At 68.4% G+C, this 22,653-nt stretch carries 9 protein-coding genes; 4 read left to right on the forward strand and 5 right to left on the reverse strand.

Annotated features, from left to right (window positions below; translation table 11 throughout):
- Window positions 1-25: 25 nt before the first annotated feature.
- Window positions 26-3,520 (forward strand): non-ribosomal peptide synthetase, encoded by a 3,495-nt coding sequence (locus ACYVLQ_RS03540; RefSeq protein WP_460695908.1) that lies wholly within the window; start codon window positions 26-28, stop codon window positions 3,518-3,520.
- Window positions 3,521-3,534: 14 nt separating this feature from the next.
- Here the strand turns inward: ACYVLQ_RS03540 and ACYVLQ_RS03545 are convergent, their stop codons facing one another.
- On the reverse strand, window positions 3,535-4,242 hold the full coding sequence (locus ACYVLQ_RS03545) for a siderophore-interacting protein (protein WP_460695909.1): 708 nt from the start codon (window positions 4,240-4,242) through the stop codon (window positions 3,535-3,537).
- A gap of 125 nt (window positions 4,243-4,367) precedes the next feature.
- Here ACYVLQ_RS03545 and ACYVLQ_RS03550 point away from each other — a divergent pair, with 125 nt between their 5' ends.
- A complete protein-coding gene (locus ACYVLQ_RS03550; protein WP_460695910.1) occupies window positions 4,368-5,657 on the forward strand; it encodes a SidA/IucD/PvdA family monooxygenase in 1,290 nt (429 codons plus the stop codon).
- 62 nt (window positions 5,658-5,719) lie between these two features.
- Here ACYVLQ_RS03550 and ACYVLQ_RS03555 read toward each other — a convergent pair whose 3' ends face one another.
- The 4 genes from ACYVLQ_RS03555 to ACYVLQ_RS03570 are packed head-to-tail and all read right to left on the reverse strand — an operon-like array spanning window position 5,720 to window position 12,774.
- On the reverse strand, window positions 5,720-6,373 hold the full coding sequence (locus tag ACYVLQ_RS03555; RefSeq protein ID WP_460695911.1) for a GNAT family N-acetyltransferase: 654 nt from the start codon (window positions 6,371-6,373) through the stop codon (window positions 5,720-5,722).
- 46 nt (window positions 6,374-6,419) lie between these two features.
- Window positions 6,420-10,628 (reverse strand): nocobactin polyketide synthase NbtC, encoded by a 4,209-nt coding sequence (gene nbtC, locus ACYVLQ_RS03560; protein ID WP_460696177.1) that lies wholly within the window; start codon window positions 10,626-10,628, stop codon window positions 6,420-6,422.
- Window positions 10,629-10,683: 55 nt separating this feature from the next.
- Entirely contained in the window at window positions 10,684-12,006 is a 1,323-nt protein-coding gene (locus ACYVLQ_RS03565; RefSeq protein ID WP_460695912.1) for a beta-ketoacyl [acyl carrier protein] synthase domain-containing protein, read from the reverse strand.
- 27 nt (window positions 12,007-12,033) lie between these two features.
- Window positions 12,034-12,774 (reverse strand): thioesterase II family protein, encoded by a 741-nt coding sequence (locus ACYVLQ_RS03570; RefSeq protein ID WP_460695913.1) that lies wholly within the window; start codon window positions 12,772-12,774, stop codon window positions 12,034-12,036.
- 206 nt (window positions 12,775-12,980) lie between these two features.
- Here ACYVLQ_RS03570 and ACYVLQ_RS03575 point away from each other — a divergent pair, with 206 nt between their 5' ends.
- Complete coding sequence (locus ACYVLQ_RS03575) at window positions 12,981-17,537, forward strand: amino acid adenylation domain-containing protein (RefSeq protein WP_460695914.1); 4,557 nt, start codon at window positions 12,981-12,983, stop codon at window positions 17,535-17,537.
- 38 nt (window positions 17,538-17,575) lie between these two features.
- The gene (locus tag ACYVLQ_RS03580; protein WP_460695915.1) at window positions 17,576-22,636 is read left to right on the forward strand and encodes an amino acid adenylation domain-containing protein; all 5,061 of its coding nucleotides are present in this window, start codon (window positions 17,576-17,578) and stop codon (window positions 22,634-22,636) included.
- Window positions 22,637-22,653 lie beyond the last annotated feature (17 nt).

The following is a 22,653-nucleotide window of genomic DNA, read 5'->3' on the forward strand; positions in this document are numbered from 1 at the left end:
GTGAAGTACCCAAGGAGTGACAGCGGTGACGGAGCCAGAGCAGTCGGACCGATCGATCGGAGTGGACGAGGTGCGTGCGGCGGTCGCCGCGCAGCTCGGAATCCCGGTGACGGATGTCGGCGACGAGATCGATCTCATCGGGCTCGGGCTGGATTCCATCCGGACCATGAAATTGGCGGGCGGCTGGCGCAAACGCGGATACGAGGTCAACTTCGCCGAACTGGTGGCGCAGCCCACGGTGGCGGGCTGGCACCTGATCCTCACCGGCACAACGTCATCGGAAGCCGTCGACGCCGAACAAGAGCGAGCGCACGGCGATTCGGAAACGTCCGACACCGGTGATTCCGATCCGTTCCCGCTCGCGCCGATGCAGCACGCGTACTGGATCGGCCGCTCCGACGAGCAGGAACTCGGCGGGGTCGCCGCGCACCTGTTCGTCGAATTCGACGGCCGCGACGTCGATCCCGAGCGATTGGAGCACGCGGTCGCCGGTCTCGTCGCCGCGCATCCGATGCTGCGCACCCGGATACTGCCGGACGGCACCCAGCAGACCCTGGCAGTACCCGGCCGACCGGTGTTCACCCTGAACGACCTGCGAGACCGGCCCCTGGCGGCGGCCGAGGCCGAACTCGAGCGGCTGCGGGAACGAATGACCCACCAGCGCCTCGCGATCGAGGACGGGCAGGTCATCGACATCGCGCTGAGCCTGCTCGCGGACGGCCGCGCCCGGCTGCACGTCGACCTCGACATGATCGCCGCCGACGCCATGAGCTACCGCGTCCTGGTGGCCGATCTTGCCGACCTGTACCACGGACGCACCCTCCCCGAACAGAGCTACAGCTATCGCCGGTATCGCACCGAGCGCACCGTCGACGAGGCCGCCCGAGACCGGGACCGGCAGTGGTGGCGGGAACGGATGGAGGAACTGCCCGGCCCGCCGGAGCTGCCGACGGTGCCGGTCGCCGACCGTGCCGAACCGAATCGCACCGTCCGCCACAGTCATTGGCTGGCGCCGGAGGCGAAACAGCGCCTGCTGGCCGCGGCACACGAGCGTGGTATCACTCCCGCCATGGCATTGGCCTCGGTATTCGCCGAGACCATCGGCGGTTGGTCCGCGACCGGCCGTTTCCTGCTGAACGTGCCGCTGTTCCATCGCGAGCCGGTGCACCCCGGAATCGACCGGGTCGTAGGCGATTTCAGCTCGTCGATCATGCTGGACGTGGACGTCACCGAGAATGTCACGGTCGCCGATCGCGCCCGGGCGTTGCAGCGGGCCATGCATGCGAACGGTGCGCATTCGGCGTACTCCGGGCTCGAGGTACTGCGTGATCTGGGCCGGTTCCGCGGTGAGTCGGTGCTCGCGCCGATCGTCTACACCAGTGCGCTCAATCTCGGTGAGCTGTTCGCCGATTCGGCGCTGGACACCTTCGGGGAACCGGTGTGGATCATCTCGCAGGGACCGCAGGTGCTGCTGGATGCTCAGGTCACCGAGGTGAAGCGCGGCCTCCTGCTCAACTGGGATGTGCGGGACTCGGCCTTCCCCGACGGGATGATCGAGGCCATGTTCACCCGGTACACCGATGCGGTCAATCGACTCTGCGAGGGCAACGCCGGCTGGGAGGCGGAGGCGCCGGTGCGACTGCCGCTGGCGCAGGCGCAGGTGCGCGCACAGGTGAACGACACCGACGGCCCGGTCAGCGGGCGTCGGCTGCACGAGGGCTTCTTCGACCACGCGGCCACGCGGCCCGACAGTCCGGCGGTGGTGTGGACCCGTGCGGGCGTCGACGGCGGGTGGAGCTACGGCGAACTCGCCGGGCAGGCGTTGGCGGTGGCCGGTGCGCTGGTCGACAGCGGCGTGCGTCCGGGTGACGCGGTGGCGGTCCAGCTGCCCAAGGGGCCCGATCAGATTCTGGCCGTCCTGGGCGTGCTGGCGGCCGGCGGATGCTACGTGCCGATCGGCTTCGACCAGCCTGTCCGGCGCCGGGCCGAGATCCTGCGCACCGGTGATGTGGTCGCCGCGCTGGTCGCCGCGGATACCGATGCGGTCGGCGAGCGGATCAGGCGCCTTTCCATCGAGGCCGCCCGGTGTTTCTCGAAACCGCTGGCGCGGCCGGTCGTGCCGGAGGCCGACAGCATCGCCTATGTCATCTTCACCTCGGGCTCGACCGGTGTCCCGAAGGGGGTGGACGTGCCGCACAGCGCTGCCATGAATACGATCGACGCGGTCAACGAGTGGTTCGGCATCGGACCGGCCGACCGGGTTCTCGGCCTGTCCGCACTCGAATTCGATGCCTCGGTCTACGACATGTTCGGCATGTTCTCGGTCGGCGGTTCGGTGGTCGCGGTCGAGGCGGCACAGCGGGCCGAAGCTGGCACGTGGGTGGACCTGCTGCGGCGGCACCGGGTGACCGTATTGAATTGCGTGCCCGCGATGCTCGACATGATCTTGGAGCTCGGCGGCGGCGAGCTGGGCGATTCGCTGCGCGCGGTGACGCTCGGAGGCGACTGGGTGGGCGCCGATCTCGCCCGGCGTCTCGCCCGCCAGGTGCCGGGATGCCGTTTCTCCGGGCTGGGCGGCGCCACCGAGACCGCGATCCACAACACGATCTGCGAGGTGTCGGACCCGCCGGAGCATTGGGCGACGGTGCCGTTCGGCGTCCCGCTGCGCAACGTGCGGTGCCGGGTGGTCTCCGCCGCCGGACGTGACTGCCCGGACTGGGTTCCCGGTGAATTCTGGGTGGGCGGCGACAATGTCGCGGCGGGTTATCGCAACGATCCCGAGCGGACCGCCCAGCGATTCGTCGAGTACGAGGGCCTGCGCTGGTACCGAACCGGCGATATGGCGCGCTACTGGCCCGACGGCACGATCGAGTTCCTCGGCCGCGCCGACCACCAGGTGCAGATCCGCGGATACCGCGTGGAGTTGGGCGAGGTGGAGACGGCGCTGCGGAGCGTGCCGGGAGTGCGGCACGCGGTGGCGGCGGTGGTGGGTGACGTCGCGCCCAGGCTCGTCGCGGCCGTCGCGGGCGAGTCGATCTCCTCGGAACAGATCTTCGCGGCCCTCGCGGACCGCCTGCCCGGCTACATGATCCCGACCCGGCTGGAAGTCCTGGACAGTATTCCGTTGACCGGCAACGGCAAACTGGATCGGCGGGCGGTGACCGCGCTGCTGACACCCGACGCCGTCACCGCCGAGACCGTCGCCCCCCGCGATGATGTGGAGGCCGCGCTGGCCGATATCGTCGCCGGAGTTCTCGACGTCGGCGAGATCGGCATCTACGACGACTTCTTCGCTGCCGGTGGCGATTCGGTGCTGGCCACCACGGCGATCGCGCGGATCCGTGAGTGGCTGGACGTCGACTACGCGCTCGTGGCCGATATGTTCGCCGCCCGGACCGTCGCGGCGCTCGCGCGACGGCTCACGGAGCGGGAGCCGCAGGAAGGCCGGCTCGCGCAGATCGCCCGGATGTACTGCGAGGTAGCCGCGATGAGCGACGACGAAGTACTGGCGCAGACCTAGCGGCCCGAGGCGGCTTACTTCCAGTAGGCCTGGTACTTGATAGCTGTCTTGGGCAGGCCGTGGACGGTCTTGAGGGTCTTGACGATCGAACGGGTGGTGGCGCCATCGCAGGCCACCCAGCCGAATGCGGTTGCGGGGACCGTGATCTCGTGTGCCTGCTCGCGCAGCAGGCGGCCGTCGTCGATGCGCTGGAGCCAGGTGACCTGGTGTGTCGCCCGGTTGCGTACCGGCAGCGTCGTATCGGATTCGTACTGCCACTCCAGCCAGACCCGGGCGGGGGTGTCGCCGATGGCGTCGAGCAGGGAGTTGATCGCGGGGAGCGAGGCGGTGTCCCCGAAGATCACATACTCGCTCGGAACCGTCTCCGGCAGTTGGAATTTCGAACCGAGAACGGAGGCTTCGATGACGTCGCCGACCGCCGTGCGCGCGGCCCACCGGCTGGCCGGGCCGGAGTGCACCGCGAACTCGATATGGAAGCGGTCGTTCTCGGGTTCCTGGTCCACCAGGGTGTAGGCGCGGTGATGCAGGGTGTCGCTGTCCGCGTCGGGGATCCACAGCCGGATGAACTGGGTGGGGTGAACGGGATGGTTGGCGAGCAAGCCATTGGCGTTGAACCCGATCCGCACATAGTTTTCGGTGATCGTCTCGGTCGAGATCACATCCAGTTTGTAGTCGTCGGCGCGCCACATCTTCAGCATCACGCCGTTGGCTCCTCTACCCATGGGGTTAAGGTTAGCCTAAGTAAACTAGAATGTCTCGCCTCACGCCTGCCCTCGGGGATGAATGGATAATTAGGTTAGGCTATGCAAAGATTGATGGGCCTGAAGTGGCGATGAAGGGAGAATCGGTGGACAGACTTCTCGTTGTCGGCGCCGGCCCGAAGGCGATGGCAGTGGTGGCGAAGGCGGCCGTGCTCCGGGAACTGGGTCTGCCGGCGCCGCGGGTGACCGTCGTGGAATCGCATGCGGTGGGCGGAAACTGGCTGCCCAGCGGCGGCTGGACGAGCGGGCAGCATCGGCTCGGCACGAGTCCGGAGAAGGATGTGGGTTTCCCGTACCACTCGATCTGGGCCCGCGGCTACAACCGCGAGGTCGACCGAGCCATGATGTCTTTCAGTTGGACCTCCTTCCTGGTGGACCGTGGCGCCTACGCGGAATGGATCGATCGCGGGCGGCCGAATCCGGAGCATCATCTCTGGGCCCGATACCTCCAGTGGGTCGCCGAGAAGGCCGATGTGGAGCTTATTCTCGGTTCGGTCGGCAGGATCTCCGCGTCGGCGCGCGGTTGGGTGGTGACGGTGCTGGACGCGGACGGTCCGGCCATCGAGCTCGAGGCGGAACGGTTGATGATCACCGGGCCGGGGAGCAGCCGACGGGCGCTGGCCGACCACCCGAAAGTGCTGAGTATCGCGGACTTCTGGGATCTGGTCGGCCGCCGGCAGCTGCCGGTGTCGTCGCGCGCGGCGGTGATCGGCGGCGGTGAGACCGCGGCCTCGGCCATGGACGAGCTGGTGCGTCACGAGGTGCTGACCGTGTCGGTGATCTCCCCGGCGGCGACGATCTACACGCGCGGTGAGAGTTACTTCGAGAACTCGCTGTACAGCGATCCCGCGAAGTGGCGGGGGCTGAGCATCGACGAGCGCCGGGATGTGGTGCGCCGCACCGACCGCGGGGTGTTCTCGGTCCGGGTGCAGGAAAACCTGCTGGCCGACAGTCGAGTACACCACTTGCAGGGCCGGGTCACCCGGGTGACCGACCAGGCGGAGGGCGTGGCGCTCACATTGCACAACGAGAACCGCCCGGACCGGACACACACCTTCGATCTGGTGGTGGACGCGACCGGTGGTCAGCCGCTGTGGTTCCTGGATCTGTTCGACGTCGACGCCGCGGACCTGGTGGAGCTCGCCATCGGCGGCCCGATCACGCAGGCGCGCCTGGAGGCATCCATCGGCTACGACCTGGCGGTCTCCGGATTGGAGACGAAGCTGTACCTGCCGAACCTCGCGGGCCTGGCGCAGGGTGCCGGCTTCCCGAATCTGAGCTGCCTCGGCGAACTCTCGGACCGAATTCTGCAGCCAGACCCGGCGTTGCCGCGCTCGGGCACGGCGCGCATGCGAGGTACCTCGAGGGCCCACTGAGCACTTCCGGCTGGCCGGCAGATCGGCGGCGACGTTCGTAGGTTGTTGCGGGCGACCGCAATTCAGTTCCGAATGTCCGGAAGATCACCCGGGGTGCGGGGCCGGGCATGCAGAGCTATACGGCGATCCGGCCGCACATCGAGTTCTCCCAGATCGATCCATCCGTTCTTCACAAGAGCCCTGCGCGTACGCGTGTTCCGATAGTCCGGATCGCCCATTATCCGGCGGCAATGCGGATCCGCGGCCCAGACGGCGGCGGGCAGTAGGCCGATCCATCCGGACATGATGCCGCGGCCGACGAGGTTCTGATCTGCGGTGGCGATATGAAAGCCCACGTCGAACGGATCGACGGTGTAGAGCCGGGCGACTTCGTCCTTCGCGGAACGGTAGAACTCGATGTAGGCAACATCGCGACGCCGCGTGCCGGAACCGTCGTCGGCAGCGAAATCGTAGCTGAGAATGCATGGCCGAGAATAGGTTCCCGCCAGCTGGGCGGCGCAGTTGGCGCGGCGGCGCTCGGCCGTCCACGGCTGCTCCCAGGTCTCGACCAGATGGGGTCGGGTCATCCACTCCGCGATCCGCTCCGGATCGTCGCTGTCGAGGTCGACCGGTCGCAGATGGAATGGTTCGGCGAACACCGGAATCGCCGGGGCCGGGGCGTCGCGGACATCGTCGGGGACCTTGGTCAGTTCGCGCGCGAGAATGTTCGGATTCATCAGCTTTCCTTGATATCGGTCTTGCGATCGGACGGCGCTGGGTGTATCACTCGCGAATCGCGGCGAACACCCGCTGATCGAGCATGAACATCGGGTGATCACGGTCGGGCAGGACCAGTAGGGGAGTGAATCCGGCCGCCCGCAGCTGATCACACCACTCGTCCTCGGTGAGGAATATCTTGTTTCCGGCCCGGATATCGTCCCGGCCCGGATGCGGTTGCCCGGGTGCCGGCGACATCAGGAACTTCATCGAAGTCAGCAACGGATAGTTGGCATGGCAGGCCTCGACGAAGACGACCGCGCCGCCCGGCCGCAGCAGATCGTGCAGTTGCCGCAGCATGGTGCCGATGTGCTGGGCGTTGTGCAGGACGTTCGCGCCGATCACGATGTCGTGCGCCGGCTGTCGCGCGAGATCGGCGTTCATGTCCACGATGCCGTAGCGCATCCACGGCAGGTGGGCGAAACGGTCGCGGGCCGCCTCGAGGAAGAACGTCGACAGATCGGTGAAGTGATAGTCGATCGGCAGCCCCGTCAGACCGGCGACGACGTCATCGGTCGTGCCGCCGATGCCCGCGCCCAATTCGAGGATGCGGACCGGGGAACGGTCCTGTCGGATGCGGGCGGCGATACCGGCCACGGCCTCCCGGGCGGCCAGGTTCAGGTACCGGCTGATGAGATTTTCCCGGTAGGCGGCCTCCGCGGTGAGCATGTCGCCGCCGGGGAACAGCAGCTCCTGGACGCGGACCGTGTCCTGGGCGAGTTGGGGCAGCTTGGCGATCGAGCTGTCCAGGAACGTCGCGAACTCGCGCGAGTAGCCGAGGTCGGCGCACACCTGGAACAGGTCGGCCCGTTCGGGCGCCGGCGCCGGGCGCGCGAGCCGGTAGCCACGGACCGGATCGCGGTCGAGGCAACTGTGGGCGGCCAGTTCGTTCAGCCAGCGCCGCAGCAGCCAGTGGTGGCGCGGCGCGAACCGGACACCGGCGGCGATCTCGTCGGCGGTGTGGAAGCGGCCGTCGCGCAGGACCGGATCCAGGGTGTCGAGCATGGCTCGCATGCCGAAGCGGTCCAGGTCGGCACGGGCCGAACGCAGCACCTCCGGCCGCAGGTCCTCGGGCATCGCGAGTTCGGCTGTGCTGCGGGCCCGTTCGCCGATATCCGTCGATTCGGTCGGGGGTGGCGTGGCGGCCTTCGGGGAGGTCGGAACCCGATGGACAGCAGGCGGGTTCGCCGGCGCCCGGGCAGGTGTTGTGGCCGGTTGCCGCGGCTGCGATGAGGCGCCGACTCGACGAACGATGTCGTCGACGGTGGCGCCGCCGAGCAGGTCCGCGAGCGGCAGATCATGACCGAACTCGGCGTCGATGCGGCGCCGGAATTCCAACGCCTGCAAGGAATCCAGTCCGAGCGCCACCAGGGGCCGGGTGGTGTCCAGATTTTCGGCGTCCATGCCGAGTAATGCCGCGAGCGCGGACATTACGCCGTTTCGCGGGTCGGCGCTCGAGGGGGCGACGGGTTCGGGTACGACATCGGCCGGTTGTGCGGGCGTCGGGGATCCGGCGAGCTTGGACAGTACCGGACCGTAGCCGTAGGCGCCGAGGACCCAGGACGCTCGCGTCCAGTCGCAGGCGGCGACGATGGCGTTGCGGTGTAATCCGTTCAGCCCCAACGCGATGGCATCCGCCGAGGACATCGGATGGTTACCGGCTGCGGCCAGCTGAGCCGTGTCGTTGTCCGACCGCGACCGGAAGGCCGCCCAGTGACCCCACTGCACCGAGACACAGTCGTGTCCCGCCGCTCGCTGGCTCTGCGCGTACGCGTCCAGCATGCGGTTGGCCGCGGCGTAGATGGATCTGCCCGGCCCGCCGATGCTCGCCGCCAGCGATGAACACAGCACAATGTGGCAGGTGTCGGTGCGGGGCAGCAGATCCACGACATTCGCGATCCCCGTGATCTTGCCGCGGAACATCCCTCGGACCAGGTCGGCCGTGATGTCCGGCAGCATCGAGTCGAAACCGCTCGCGTAGTCCACGGCGGCGTGGATGATCAGATCCGCGGGGGTATCCCGGTTTTCGTGCGCCAGTCGCGCGACCGCGGCGTCGTCCGCCACGTCGCAGGCGAGGGTTCGGATATCGGCTCGACCGGAGGCACGGATCGGGCGCAGCCGCTCGGTGATTTCCGGGGTCTCGCCGGATCGGCTCACGAGGGTGATCCGAGTGGTGCCCTGGTCGGCGAAATGCCCACAGATCTCCAGTCCGAGACTGCCCGTGCCGCCGATGATCACGACGTGGTGCGGGGTCGGCCGTTCGCGGCCGCGTACCGTGTCGTCGGCCTCGCCCAGCCGTTTCGCGTACAGGGTGCCGCCGCGCAAGGCGAGTTCGGATTCTCCGGATGTGTGCAGCGCCAGCATGATCGCGGAGGCGTCGGCCGTATCGGGTTCGAGATCCAGGTGATTGAATCCGATGTCGAGATACTCCGTGCCGGCGCAGCGGAATCCCGCGGCAATGGCGGCGTGCACCGGATCCGGCGCGACGTCGTCGGCGGTGACCGATTCGCCACCCACGGTCACGAGCCAGCACGACCGCACACCCGCGGCCGGTCCCGGCCACCACCGGCGTTCGCCGAAGAACTCAGCGATCTCGGCCACGGCCCCATCGCCTGTCGTCTCGGGCCGTCGGGGCAGCAGGACCACGAGCGTATCGACCGCGCCGAGTTCGCTGTCGGTATCGACCAAACGCGCTGTGGCGCCGTGACTCTCGGCTTCGGCGCACAGCGCCGTCGCCAGTGCCGCGGCCGCACCGGTGTGATCGATGATGCCGAGTGCGCGTGGGGAGGTCAGCGAGCGCCGCGGCAACCGGTCCCAGCCCTCGACAATGAGCTGGGTCGGCACCGGCGCGGTCGCCGCGACCCCGACAGACGTGTCCCCGGGCGCGTCGGTGGACCTCCGGGGCGACTGATCGTAGGGCAGCCACAGCGGCGAATTGTTCATCCGCACATTCGGGAAGTCGCGCAGCGGGAGGGTCACCGGACCGTCGGGATCACGCAGTCGCTGCCATGGATAGTCCAGGTCGTTGACGGCGTGCGCCACCAGGTTGTGCGTGAATTCGCCCAGATCCGTGGCGGTTCGGGTGGACGTGCCGAGGACGCGGCCAGGGTTTCCGATGGCGCTCAGGTTCTCCTGGAGCGCCAGTTGCAGGGTGGGATGCTCGGCGATCTCGATGAGTGTGTCGATGCCCAGGTCCGACAGCGCCGCCACAGCCTTGTCGAAACGGACTGGATTGCGCAGGTTCCAGAACCAGTACTCGTCGAGCGGCAGGTCCGTGGTGATCTCGCCGCCGAGCGTGGCGCCGACACAGGGGATGGGACCGTCGAGGAAGTACCGGTTGTCCAGACCGTCCCGCACCGCATCGCGGATGTCGTCACGGAAGGTGTTCACCATGCCCGTGTGCGCCGGGTACCGGACCCGGATCACACGGGCGAAAATGCCTCGCTCGGTGAACGAATCCACCAGGGCCTCAACGGTATTACGCTCGCCTGAGATTCCGACCATATTCGGGGAATTGACGACCGAGACCTGCGCCCATCCGGAGTGTCGGGCGAGGAGGTCCTCACAGGCGTCGCGGTCGGCCGCGGCCACCGCCATGGCGTAGTCGTCGGAGGAGATCTTGTCCACGGCCCGCGCCCGCGTTCCGACCACGAACACCGCGTCCGACAGGGTCATCCGGCCCGACACGTATGCCGCGGCCAGCTCGCCCTGGCTGTGCCCGGCCACGGCGGCCGGCGACACCCCGAACGACCGCCACGCGGCGGCGAGGCCGACCATCTGCGTGAACAAGGCCGGCTGCACGACATGCGCGTCGTCGTCGGCCGGGACCGTCTCGTCCAGCAGGTATTTCAGCGGCGATGCGCCGAAGAACTCGGTGAACAGGCCGTCGCAGCGGTCGACCTCCTCGCGGAACGCGGGCACCGCTTCGTAGTAGAGCCGGCCCATACCGGGCCGCTGGCCGCCCTGTCCCGGGAAGACGAAGCCGACGCGGCGGGGCGCGGCGGGTCCGTCGGTGCGTGTCACCGCCGGGTGGGCGTCGCCGTGTGCGACGGCCCGCAGCGCGACGGCCAGTTCCTCGGTACCGGTCACCGTCAGCAGGGCTCGGTGTCGGCGCGACATCCGCGTGCGAAAGATCATCTCCGCGATGCGCTGCGGCGGCACATCGGGATGGTCCACGGCAAAGGCGAGGAGGGCGGCGGCCTCCTCGCGCAGCAGGTCGGGGGTGTCTGCCGACAGGAGCACGGGGATGATCCCGTTCGGCAGTGCGTAGTCAGAAATTGGCCTTCTCCTCGTGGACCGGCATCGCGATGATGGCGTGCGCATTGGATCCCCCGGCGCCGAAGGACGACACGGCGCCGAAGCGGAGGCCGTCCCTGGGTTCCCAAGGTGTCAGCTCGGTGGCGGGTCGAAGTCGCGTGGCGTCCCAGTCGATCGCGGTGGTGGGGTTGTCCGCGAACAGCGACGGCGGGATCAGGCCGTGGTCGCCCGCCAGCAGCAGCTTGGCCAGACCGAGCATGCCGGCGGCGGCCTGGGCGTGCCCCACATTGGATTTCACCGAACCGATCAGGGCCCGGGAGCCGCCGAGACCGTAGGTCCGCTGCAGCGCACGCAGTTCCGCCGGATCGCCGGCGCGGGTCGCGGTGCCGTGGCCTTCGATCATGCCGACATCGGCCGCATCGATTCCGGATATCTCGATGGTTCTGCGGATCATCCGCTCCTGCGCGTGTTGGCGGGGGACGAGGATCGGGCGGCCGCTGCCGTTGTGATTGGTATAGGTCGCCAGGAGGCGACCGTGCACGGGATGGCCGAGGGCGCGGGCGCGGGATTCGCGTTCGATCACGACCATGCCTGCGCCCTCGCCCCACAGGGTGCCGCTGGCGTCGTCGGCGTAGGCCCGCAGGTGGCCGTCGGCGGACAGCGCGTTGTGCTTGGCGAACTCGTAGAAGGCAAACGGCGAGCCCATGACGCTGACGGCGCCGGCGAGTGCCCAGTCGCACTCGCCGTTGCGAACCGCCGACGCGGCCAGATGGACGGCGGAAAGCGAAGACGCACAGGCGGAGTCGATACACATGGACGGGCCGTTCAGTCCGAGCAGGTGCGAGATCCGGCCGGCGCCCCCGAGCACAGCCTGTCCCGTGGTGCGAAGTCCGTTGTGCTCGTTTACTTCTGCCAGCCGCGGTCCGTACTCCATCGGCGAGCATCCGAGATAGCACCCGGCTTCCTCGCCCGCGAGCATGCCAGGGTTGATGCCCGCATTCTCCAGCGCACGCCAGGCCACCCGCATGCCCACCCGCTGCTGGGGATCCGTCGCGAGGGCCTCGCGCCGGCTGATCCCGAAGAAGGCGGGATCGAATTCCGCCGCGCCGGAGAGAAATCCGCCGGAATCGGCAACATTTCCCCAGCCGTCCCGGGTGCCGAGGGAGAGTACTTCGTCGATGGGCCATCCCCGATCCCTCGGGAATGGCCCCACCAATTCCTGCCCCTGGCTCAGCGCCGACCAATAGGCCGCGGGGGTGTCTACGCCGCCGGGCGCCTCCACCGCCATTCCGGAAATGACTATGTGGTCGCCGTCTGTCGCGGCTGTCGAACTCACTGCTGATCCTCTGGTGTCGAGCGTGGATTACGTTCTGGGAGAAACTAATTCGGCGATCGCGTCGACCGAATTGTTCAGATAGAAATGCCCGCCCTCGAATACAACCACCTCGACGTCGGCGCTGTGTTTGCGCCAGCCGTGCAGGTCCGACATCGATACGATCGGGTCCTGGTCGCCACCGGTGACGAGGATCGGCGCGCCGATCTTGATGTCGTCGGTGCAGGAGTACGCGGCCCACGCGGCGTGATCCCGCTTGACGACGGGCAGTGCCGCGCGCATGAGTTCGCGGTTGGCCATCACCGCGCTGTTCGTGCCCTCCAGCGTGCCGAGGTGATCCAGCAGGGCCTCGTCTTCCTCCGGCGGCGCGGGTTTGGCGGCCGTCTGGAACGGTGCCACCGCACCGGACACGTTCAACTTGCGCACCGGGACGTTCGCGGCCTCCGCCAGCCGGACGAATTCGAACGCGACGATCGCGCCCATGCTGTGTCCGAATACCGTGACGGGAGCACCGCTGTAATGCGGTGATTCGCGGAATTCGGCAAATGCGCCGGCGGCGAATTCGGGGAGGTTGTCCGGTGCGGGTTCCATGGCGCGGTCCTGGCGGCCCGGGTACTGGAACACGATGACGTCGTAAGTCGAACTGAGTGCCTTGGAGAAGGCTCGATATGTCGAAGCGCCCGCGCCCGCATGCGGAAAGATCAACAGCGGTCCCGCGTCCGGATGGTGCGGTTGGTGGAACTGTCTGATCCACCGAGGCTTCGGATGCATCCTGCTCTCCTTGTTCTCGTTCGTCCACCGCAGGTGTGCCGCCGGGCGGCCGTCGGAGGTGAATTTAGGTAAGGCTACATTAACTCCGGGGGTTGAGGAAGGTGAGCCTACCCTCGTTGGGCAACCCATATGTGTAGGCTAACCTAACTTGGTAGCGTGGGTTCGAAAGTGTTGGGCCCGGAAATACGGGCTGAGGAGTCTGCTTCATGTCGATGATGGGGAAAGCGCCTGCGGCCGAGGATGATTCGGCGCCGCAGATCGAAGATGTGCTCGCGCTGAGCCCACTGCAGGAGGGCCTGTTCTCCCTGGCCAGGCTGGCCGGTGACGGGGATCTCTACACGATCCAGGCCATCATCGAGATCTGCGGCCGTCTCGACAGCGCACTGCTGCGACACAGCATCGAGGCCGTGGTGTCCCGGCATCCCAATCTGCGCGCCGCGTTCTGGGACCGAGATCTGCCCCGGCCGGTGCAGATCGTGCCGAGCTCGGCGGAGTTGCCCTGGCGCGAATGCGCGGTCGACGCGGCGGAATTCGCCTCGCTGGCCGAGGCGGAGGCCCGGACCGGATTCGACCTCGAGCGTGGTCCGTCGCTCCGTATCGTGCTCGCGCGCAGCTCATCCGAGTCGCATCAGCTGATCCTGACGGTGCACCACCTGCTGATGGACGCGTGGTCGCTCGGCGTCTTCGTCCGCGAAATGCTGGCGGTCTACGAGGCGGGCGGGTCCGCGCTCGCCCTGCCCTCGCCTCGGCCTTATCGCGACTACATCGCGTGGCTCGCGGCGCGGGACGGCAAGGCCGATCTGGACCGGTGGATCGACTACATCGGCGATGCCGAGCCACTGTTCCTGGGTGAGCGGTCCGAGACCGTCAATACCGTCGTGCCCGACGTGCATCGGCAGGTGCTGAACGCGACCGAGACCGAGCGGTTGCGCACCTGGGCGGGCGCGCACGGACTGACCCTGAACACCGTCGTGCAATTCGCCTGGGCCACGGTGCTCGGCGCGCTCACCGACCGCCGCGATGTCCTGTTCGGCACCACGGTCTCCGGCCGGCCGGACGAACTGGCCGGGGTGGAGACGATGATCGGCCTGTTCATCAACACCATTCCCGTTCGGATCCGGCTCGACGCTCCCGGCGGCGAAGCGAACACCATCGCCCGGTCGTGTGCGCGCGTGCAGCGGGAGTTCGCGGCGATGCGCGACATCGGTTACCTGAGCCTGTCGACCGTGCAGCGAGCCATCCGGCGCGGGGGGCTGTTCGATACGTTGTTCGTCTTCGAGAACGCGCCGGTCGCCGATGTGCTGCGGCCCATGACGCTCGCCGACGGCACCGAATTCCGGACCACCTGCTCGCAAGGTCTTACGCACTATCCCCTCGCGGTCGTGGCGTATCTGTTCGAGGGGGAGCTCTCGGTGGGGGTCGAGGCGGTCCCGACGCTGCTCGGCATGCTGTCCGCGGAGGATCTGCCCGCGCGACTGCTGTCGGTGCTGCGTCAGCTGCCGACCCTGGACGACGACACCGGGGTGGACGAGCTGGACGTGCTGCTACCGCGGGAGCGTCCGATGGCGCCCGAGACGCCCGCGCCGGAAATCAGTGTGCCGGAACTGTTCGCCCGGCAGGTCGCCGCGACACCGGATGCCGTGGCGTTGAGCACGGCGGACGAGCGCTACACGTATCGGGAGCTGTCGGCGGACGTAAACCGCTTGGCCGCAGCGTTATCGGCGCGCGGTATCGGCGCGGAGGACGTCGTGGCGCTCGCACTCCCGCGCTCGCCGCGGGCGATCGTCGCCATGCTGGGCGTGCTGTCGGCGGGGGCCGCGTACGTCCCGGTGGATGTCGACCTGCCGCCTGCCCGTATCGAATCGATTGTGCGCCAATCGAAGCCCCGTCTGGTCGTTACCGACGACGACGGCGTTTCGGTGCTGGACGAGATCGGCGAGCTGCCACCGCTGGTCGGCGTGGGCACCCTGCTGAACAGCGGCGATGCTGCCGGTGCGCTGCCGGCGGTCGTTCCGGGGCAGTGCGCGTACGTGATCTTCACCTCCGGTTCGACCGGCGAGCCGAAGGGCGTCATGGGCACGCACGCGGCGCTGGCGAGCTACTTCGCCGATCACCGCGACCGGATCTACCGGCCCGCCACGGCTCGGCTGGGGCGGCCGTTGCGGATCGCGCACGCGTGGTCGCTGAGTTTCGACGCGTCCTGGCAGCCGCTGATCGGCCTGCTCGACGGGCATGCCGTGCACCTGTTCGGATCCGACCGGATGCGGGACGCGCACGGACTGGCCGCCGACATCGTGCGCTACGACCTGGACATGCTCGATACGACTCCGTCGATGTTCGCCCAGTTGGCCGCGGCGGGGCTGGTCGACGCATCCGGCGAGGCGCCGTTGGCGGTGCTGGCGCTGGGTGGCGAGGCCATCGGAGTGCCGCTGTGGCGGCAGCTGTGCGGGCTGCGCGGGACCGCGGTGCACAACTGCTACGGGCCGACCGAGACCACGGTCGAGGCGGTCGTGGCCGCGGTCGCCGATCCGGAGGCGGCGCCGGCGATCGGCCGGCCGACCGCCGGATCGGCCGGTTACGTCCTCGATTCCCGGCTGCGCGCCGTTCCCGACGGAGTCGTCGGCGAGCTGTATCTCTCCGGCGCACAACTGGCTCGCGGTTATGTGCGGCGGGCCGCGGGCACGGCCGAGCGGTTCGTGGCGGACCCCTACCGCCGCGGCATGCGGATGTATCGAACCGGAGATCTCGTGCGCCGCATGCCCTCCGGGGATCTCGCCTATCTGGGCCGAGCCGATGGCCAGGTGAAGATCCGCGGCTATCGCATCGAGATCGGCGAGATCGAGACGGCCTTGGCGGCGCTGCCCGAGGTGCGGTCGGCGGCCGTGCTCGCGGTCCGTCGCCCGAGCGGGACGGTGCTGGCCGGGTTCGTCGTCGGCATCGGCACCGCCGAGGTACGCACCGATCGAGTGCGGGCCGAGATCGCAAAGACATTGCCCGGCTATATGGTTCCGCAGCGCATCCTGGTCGTGGACGAGCTCCCGGTCACCGGCAACGGCAAACTCGATGCTCGTCGGCTGGAAACCCTTGCGCTCGAGGCGCTTCGCACCGGCGGTGCGACGACCGCGCCGAGCACGGACACCGAACGCACCGTGTGCACGGTGGTCGCCGACCTGATCGGTGCCGAGCCGGGGATCGACGACTCGCTGGTGGAATTCGGACTCGACAGCATCGTCGCCATCTCGCTGGTGAATGCCCTGCGCCGCGCGGACTTGGCGACGACTCCGCGAATGGTGCTGGCCGCGGGCACGATCCGGGAACTCGCCGCGCGGATCGATGCCGGCTCCGCCACCGACGTCGCGGCACAGTCGGATTCGGGTGTCGTCGGTGCGGTGCCGATCCTGTCGTGGATGCGCGAGTACGGCGGCTACCGCCGGCTGTCGCTGGCGGTCCTGCTGGAACTCCCCGCGGGAGTGGACCTGTCGAGCCTGCGGCTGGTCCTGCAGGCCGTACTGGACGGGCACCCGATGCTGCGGGCTGGATTCGTCGAGACGACCACCGGTTACGAGCTGTACACCCGCGAGCCGGGAGTGGTGCGGGCGGCGGACGTGCTGACCACGGTCCGGTGCGGCGCCGACTTCGGCGCGACCGTCGCGGAGCAGGCGCGGACCGCCGTCGACCGAATCGATCCGTTCGGCGGCGATCTCGTACGGGCCGTGTGGTTCACCCGCACCGGCGCCCCCGACATGCTGCTACTCGTCGCGCACCACCTCGCTGTCGATCCGGTGTCCTGGCACATCATCAGCGCGGACCTCGCCGACTGCTGGGCCCAGCTGTCGGCGACGCGACGACGATCCGAGCACCCGGTTGTGCGCGCACCGGTCGAATACACCGGCTATCGGGAGTGGGCGGCTCGATTGGGTCGGCGCGTCGGGTCGGATCAGGTTGCCGCCCAAAGGGAATACTGGCTGCGTCAGATTTCCGGGCCCGATCCGGTGCTCGGTGCGCGACGGCCCGATCCGGTCGCCGACACCTGGGCGACGTATCGCCTGCAGCCGGTGAGCGCCTCGGTCCCGGTGACCACCGCCATCCTCGACGGACCGGCCGCGGAGTTCGGCGTACGCGAATTCCTGCTCGCCACAGTCACCGTGGCATTGGCCACGTGGCGCACCGAACGCGGCCAAGACCCCACCGGAGGCGCCTATCTCGCGATGGAGGGACACGGCCGCGAGGACTCGGCCCTCGGCGACGACATCGACACCTCCCGCACCGTCGGGTGGTTCACGACCGTCTTCCCGGCGCGGTTCGGTGTCGGAATCCGGGTCGACATCGAGACGGTGGAGGCCGAACCCGCGCGGGCTCGTGCACTGCTGGAATCGATCGCCGCCGACCTCGCCGCCATTCCCGACAACGGGCTGGACTACGGCACGCTGCGCTACCTCGATCAGGAATCCGGCTTCGCGAAAGCGCCCGAACCGCAGGTGCTTTTCGATTACGTCGGCCGACTCGATCTGGTCGGAGCGGATCGGCCGTGGGCGCCCACGGCCGATTTCGAACTGATCGAGCGGCTGACGACTGTGCCGGAACCCGACTTCCCGCTGCGCCACGCGCTGGACGTGATCGCGGGCGTCCGCGACACCCAGGACGGCCCGCAGTTGGTGACGCTCCTGCGCTGGAGCGACGTGGTGTTCACCGAGGACGATCTGCGGCGCTTCGCCGAAATCTGGGACGCCTCGGTCGGTGTGCTCCGACGGGTGACGGCATAAGCCGGCCCACCGCCATTCTTTGGATCCGAAGGACGAACATGTCAGACGAAATTCTCGAACGTCGTAAGCGACTGTTACAGCAGCGCATGAACGAGCGGGACGTGGCCGCCCCGGCGACGCCCGCGCGCCGAGAGCACGAGCCGAGTCCGCTGTCGGGCGCCCAGCGCCGGATGTGGTTCCTACAGCGTCTCGACCCCGCCGACACCACCCTGAACATCTGCGTCGCCTACCGGCTCGACGGTGAGCTGGATCCGGCGCGGCTGCGGGCCGCCCTCGGCACCGTGGTGGAACGGCACGAGATACTGCGTACGACATATCACGTCGACGACTCCGGTGAGCCGTATCAGCTCTCCCGTCGCGATACCGAATTGTCCTGGCAGGAACACGATCTCTGCGAGCTGCCCGCCGGCGGCCGCGAACGTCGCCTGGAGGTGCTGGCCCGCCGCGAGTTCGCCCGGCCGTTCGATCTGACCGCCGACGCGCCGCTGCGCGCCATGCTGGTGCGTACCGGCGCGGCCGAGCACGTGCTCGTACTGACCGTCCACCACATCGGCTGGGACGACGATTCCTGGCCGGTGTTCTTCGCCGAGGTCAACGCCGCGTACCGAGGTGAGGGGTTGCCGCCGATCGGGGCCCAGTATGTAGACGTCGATGCCGCGCGCCCCGGCAGCGCCGCCGACGACGCCGACCTGGCATTCTGGCGCGACGCTCTCACTCCGCTGCCGTCCCGGTTGGAGCTGCCCGGACGCCTCCCGGTGGGCGCCCACGCCGGCACCACGGACACCTGCGTGCGTCCGCTCACCCCGGCGCAGCTGAGTCGAATCTCCGACATCGCTCGCGCGCATTCGGCGACCGATTTCATGGTCCTGCTCGCGGCGTTCGAGGCCCTGGTGCACCGCTACACCGCGGCCGGCGACTTCCTGATCGCGGTCCCGGTGACCAACCGCGCCGGCCGCGGCGCCGACAAGCTCATCGGTTACTTCGGCAACACCGTGCTGCTACGCGCCGCCGTCGGGCGTGACGAATCCTTCGCCTCCCTGGTCGAATCCACCCGGGATGCGTGCATCGGCGCGTTCTCACATCAGGGCGTCGGCATCGACCGGGTGATCAGTGCGGTCGGCCCCGATCGCGCGGCCGGGCGGGACGGCATGGCGCAACTGGTGCAGCTGAGTTTCGCCATGCGTGGTGCGGTGAACTCGTTCGACCTCCCGGGTGTGGACGCGGTCGAAGTGTCTCTGGGCGGCGGCGTCGCACAGGAGGAGCTCGGCCTGATGGTGGTGAACGACTCCGCCGGGGCCCGGCTGGAAGCGACCTACCTGGTGGACGCGCTGGACGAGCGAGTTGTCGCACAGTTCCTCGACCACTACGTCCGGCTGCTCGACTGCGTGCTGCGCGATCCGGGCCAGCGTCTGCGCACCATCGATATTCTCGGCGCCGGCCGGGCCGAGCTCGTCGCGCGCTCCCGCGGCAAGGTTGTCGAGCGGCCGCCGGTCACGCTGACCACCGTGCTCGAGGAGCAGGCCGCCGCTTCCGCCGACGACATCGCCGTGGTTTCGGATGATGTCGTGCTCACCTTCGCCGAACTCGATCGGCGCGCGAATCGGCTGGCGCACTGGCTGATCGGTCGAGGGGTCGGCGCCGAGGACATCGTGGCGCTACGCCTGGCCACCTCGGTGGAATTCATCGTGGGTACCTGGGCGGTGCTGAAATCGGGAGCGGCGTACCTGCCGATCGATCCGGCCTATCCCGCGGAGCGGATCGAGTACCTGCTCGGCGACGCCGAACCTCGAATCGAACTCGATGAGGCGGGCTTTGCCGCGGCCGAGACCGCCGCCGCGACACTGTCGGAGACCAATCCGTCCGATGCCGATCGGATTTCCCCGCTGCGACCGCAGAATATCGCGTACGTGATCTACACATCGGGTTCGACCGGGCGGCCCAAGGGGGTTCCGGTGCCGCATGCCGCGATCGCCGAACTTGTGTCGGGCATCATCGCGCAGTGCGGGTTCACCGCCGAGGATCGGGTATTGCAGTCGACCTCGGTGAGCTTCGACGCCTCGCTGATAGACATCTTCGTCACCCTGGCCGCGGGAGCCCGGGTCGTGGTTCCGAAGCCGAACGCGTATCGCGATATCCCGTATGTCACCGAGCTGGTCGTCCGGCACGGTGTCACGGTGCTGCATATGGTTCCGTCCATGCTGGCCACCTTCCTGATGGTGCCCGAAGTCAAGGACTGGACCACGCTGCGGTGGGTTCCGGTGGGAGGTGAGGCGCTGCCCGGCGAGGTCGCCGACCGGTTCGCCGCGCTGTTCGAGGCGGACCTGAGCAATCACTACGGCCCGACCGAAGCGGTGGTGTGTTCGACGAGCATGGCGGTGACGGGCCCGCAGGGCGCCGGGATCGTGCCGATCGGTCCGCCGAATCACGACGTCCACCTGTATCTGCTGGACGGCTCCCTGCAGCTGGTGCCGGACGGTGTGGTCGGCGAGATCTACCTCGGCGGCAATCAGGTGGCCCGGGGCTATCTGAACCGCGCCGCGCTTACCGCGGAACGCTTCGTCGCGGACCCGTTCCGTCCGGGCGGGAGGTTGTACCGTACAGGCGATCTCGCGCGTCGCGGTGCCGACGGCGTGGTCGAGTTCATCGGCCGCGCCGATGAGCAGGTGAAGGTGCGGGGCCATCGGATCGAACTCGGTGAGGTGGAGGCCTCGCTCACCGATCACCCGGATATCGCGCACTCGGTCGTCGTGGTCGCCGAGCACGAATCGCTGGGGCAGACTCTCGTGGCGTACGTCGTCCCCGCGGCCGGCGCCGAACCGGACCCGGACGCGTTGCGCTCCCACCTCGCGTCGCGGCTGCCGGACTACATGGTGCCCGCGGCCATCACACCCATCGCCGAGATTCCGCTCACCACCCACGGCAAACTGGACAAGCGCGCGCTCCCGGCGCCGGCCATGGCGGTCGACCGAGCCTTCCGGGAACCGCGAACACCGACCGAACGCAAGGTGGCCGCGCTCTACGCGAATCTCTTCGACGGCAGGCGGATCGGCGCCGACGATTCCTTCTTCGAACTCGGCGGGCACTCGTTGCTGGCCGCCCGGCTGATCTCGATGATCCGGGCCGAGTTCGGCATCGAGATCGATATGCGCGTCCCCTTCGACACCCCGACCGTCACCGGACTGGCCGGATATCTGGCCGATCGGTTCCGCGACGAGTTCGGGATCGATATCGATGACCTCGGCGGCGACGATGCGCAGGCCGGCGCGGCGGAGCCGAGTGCCGCCGCGGACAAAGGCCGTCCTGATTTGATCAAGCGCGAACGGCCGCAACACATTCCGCTGTCCTACGCGCAGCGCATGTACTGGCTGCAGCGGCGGATGGAGGGCTGGATCAACGGCGAGAACGTCGCCTACCCGGTCCGATTCGACGGGCCGCTGGACATCGACGCACTGCGTGCCGCGATCACCGACGTGGCGGCCCGGCACGAATCGCTGCGTACCACCTTCCCGGAGCACGAGGGCGAGCCGTACCAGTACATTCACCCGGCGGGTCCGGTCCCGCTGCCGATCACCGACCTCACCGGCCTGCCCGATGCGCAGGAGCGGGTGGACCGGGAACTGGCGCAGGAGGAAGCCTATGTCTTCGATCTGGAGCACGAGCCGTTGCTGCGGGTCCGACTGTTCGTCCTCGACGAGCGCACCCATGTGCTGTCGTTCCTGACCCACCACATCATCGCCGATCGGCGGTCCTGCCATATCTTCGTCGACGATCTCAGCACGGCCTACCGGGCCCGCATCGATGGTGCGGCGCCGGCTCTGCCGGAGCTGGGGATCCAGTTCGCGGACTTCGCGATGTGGCAGCGCGATATCTTCGACCGTTCGCCCGGCCGTCGCGAGATCAGCGCGTACGGCCAAGAACTGCTCGACTACTGGTGTGACACGCTCGCCGGGATGCCCGACGAGATCGCCGTGGCCCACGACCGACCCCGGCCGCAGGTGCTCGGCCACGGCGGCGTGAGCACCACCCGGGTGATTCCCGCCGAAACCTGGTCCGCCGCCAAGACTTTCGCCGAACAGGCCGGTGCCACCGACTTCATGCTGTGCCAGGCCATGTGCGCGGTCACCCTGCATGCGTTGGGTGCCGGTGACGATCTGCCGATCGGCGCGGCCGTGGCCAACCGGCTGGACGAGATCACCGACGACATGATCGGCCTCTTCGCCAATATGGTCGTGCTGCGCAACGATCTGTCCGGTAACCCGACGCTGCAGGCGATTCTGCGCCGCGTACGGGACTTCTCGCTGGACGCGATCACCCGTCAGGGCGTTCCCTTCGATCGGTTGGTGGAGACGATCAACCCGCGTCGCTCACTCTCGCGCAACCCGCTGTTCCAGGTGGTCATGCATTTCCGAAACCGGTTGCGGCCGACCGACTTCACCGCGGACGGCGCGACCACGGTGACGAGTATCGCCAAGTTCTACGAGGTCTCGTTCATGGACTTCCACTTCGATTACACGGTGGAACTCGACGGCTCGCTGACCACGCGCGTGGTGCTCAATACCGACCTCTACGAACCGGCCAGCGGCGAGGTGTTCGCCGATGTCCTCGTGCGCGTGATCGAGGCATTCGCCGAGGATCCCGAGCGTGCGGTCGGCGAATTGGAGCTCCTCAGCGAAGGCTGGGACACCGGCAGGTCGGTGGTGCGGCCGGCCGCCGCCGCACCGGCGCCGGCCGGCGAGATCGCGGCGGCGCCGCCGCGGACCGAGACCGAGCGCACCATTGCCACGCTGCTCGGGGAACTGCTGGAGATCGACGAGATCGGCCGCCACAACGGGTTTTTCGAACTCGGCGGTGACAGTATCGTCGCGATCCAGCTGGCCGCACGCGCCGGTGAGGCCGGACTCCCGCTGACGCCACAGATGATGTTCGAACACTTCACCATCGCGGATCTGGGTGCGGCGGTGGACGAGATCATTGCGAATCCGCCGGCGGAGTCGGCGAATTCGGCAGCGGCCGACCAGCGGGTGGAGCCGATGGCGGCGTCCGGTCTCGACGCGGAGACGCTCGCGGGTCTCGGGGCCGCCTGGGCCGCCCGACGCTGACAATGCGGGCCCTGCGC

This window comes from Nocardia thraciensis (genome assembly GCF_054782435.1).

Bases quoted from the DNA above. Each gene is read 5' to 3' on its own strand.
- ACYVLQ_RS03555 (WP_460695911.1), bottom strand. From the start codon at position 6,373: ATGAATCCGAACATTCTCGCGCGCGAACTGACCAAGGTCCCCGACGAT.
- ACYVLQ_RS03580 (WP_460695915.1), top strand. From the start codon at position 17,576: ATGTCAGACGAAATTCTCGAACGTCGTAAGCGACTGTTACAGCAGCGC.
- ACYVLQ_RS03575 (WP_460695914.1), top strand. From the start codon at position 12,981: ATGTCGATGATGGGGAAAGCGCCTGCGGCCGAGGATGATTCGGCGCCG.
- ACYVLQ_RS03570 (WP_460695913.1), bottom strand. From the start codon at position 12,774: ATGCATCCGAAGCCTCGGTGGATCAGACAGTTCCACCAACCGCACCAT.
- ACYVLQ_RS03545 (WP_460695909.1), bottom strand. From the start codon at position 4,242: ATGGGTAGAGGAGCCAACGGCGTGATGCTGAAGATGTGGCGCGCCGAC.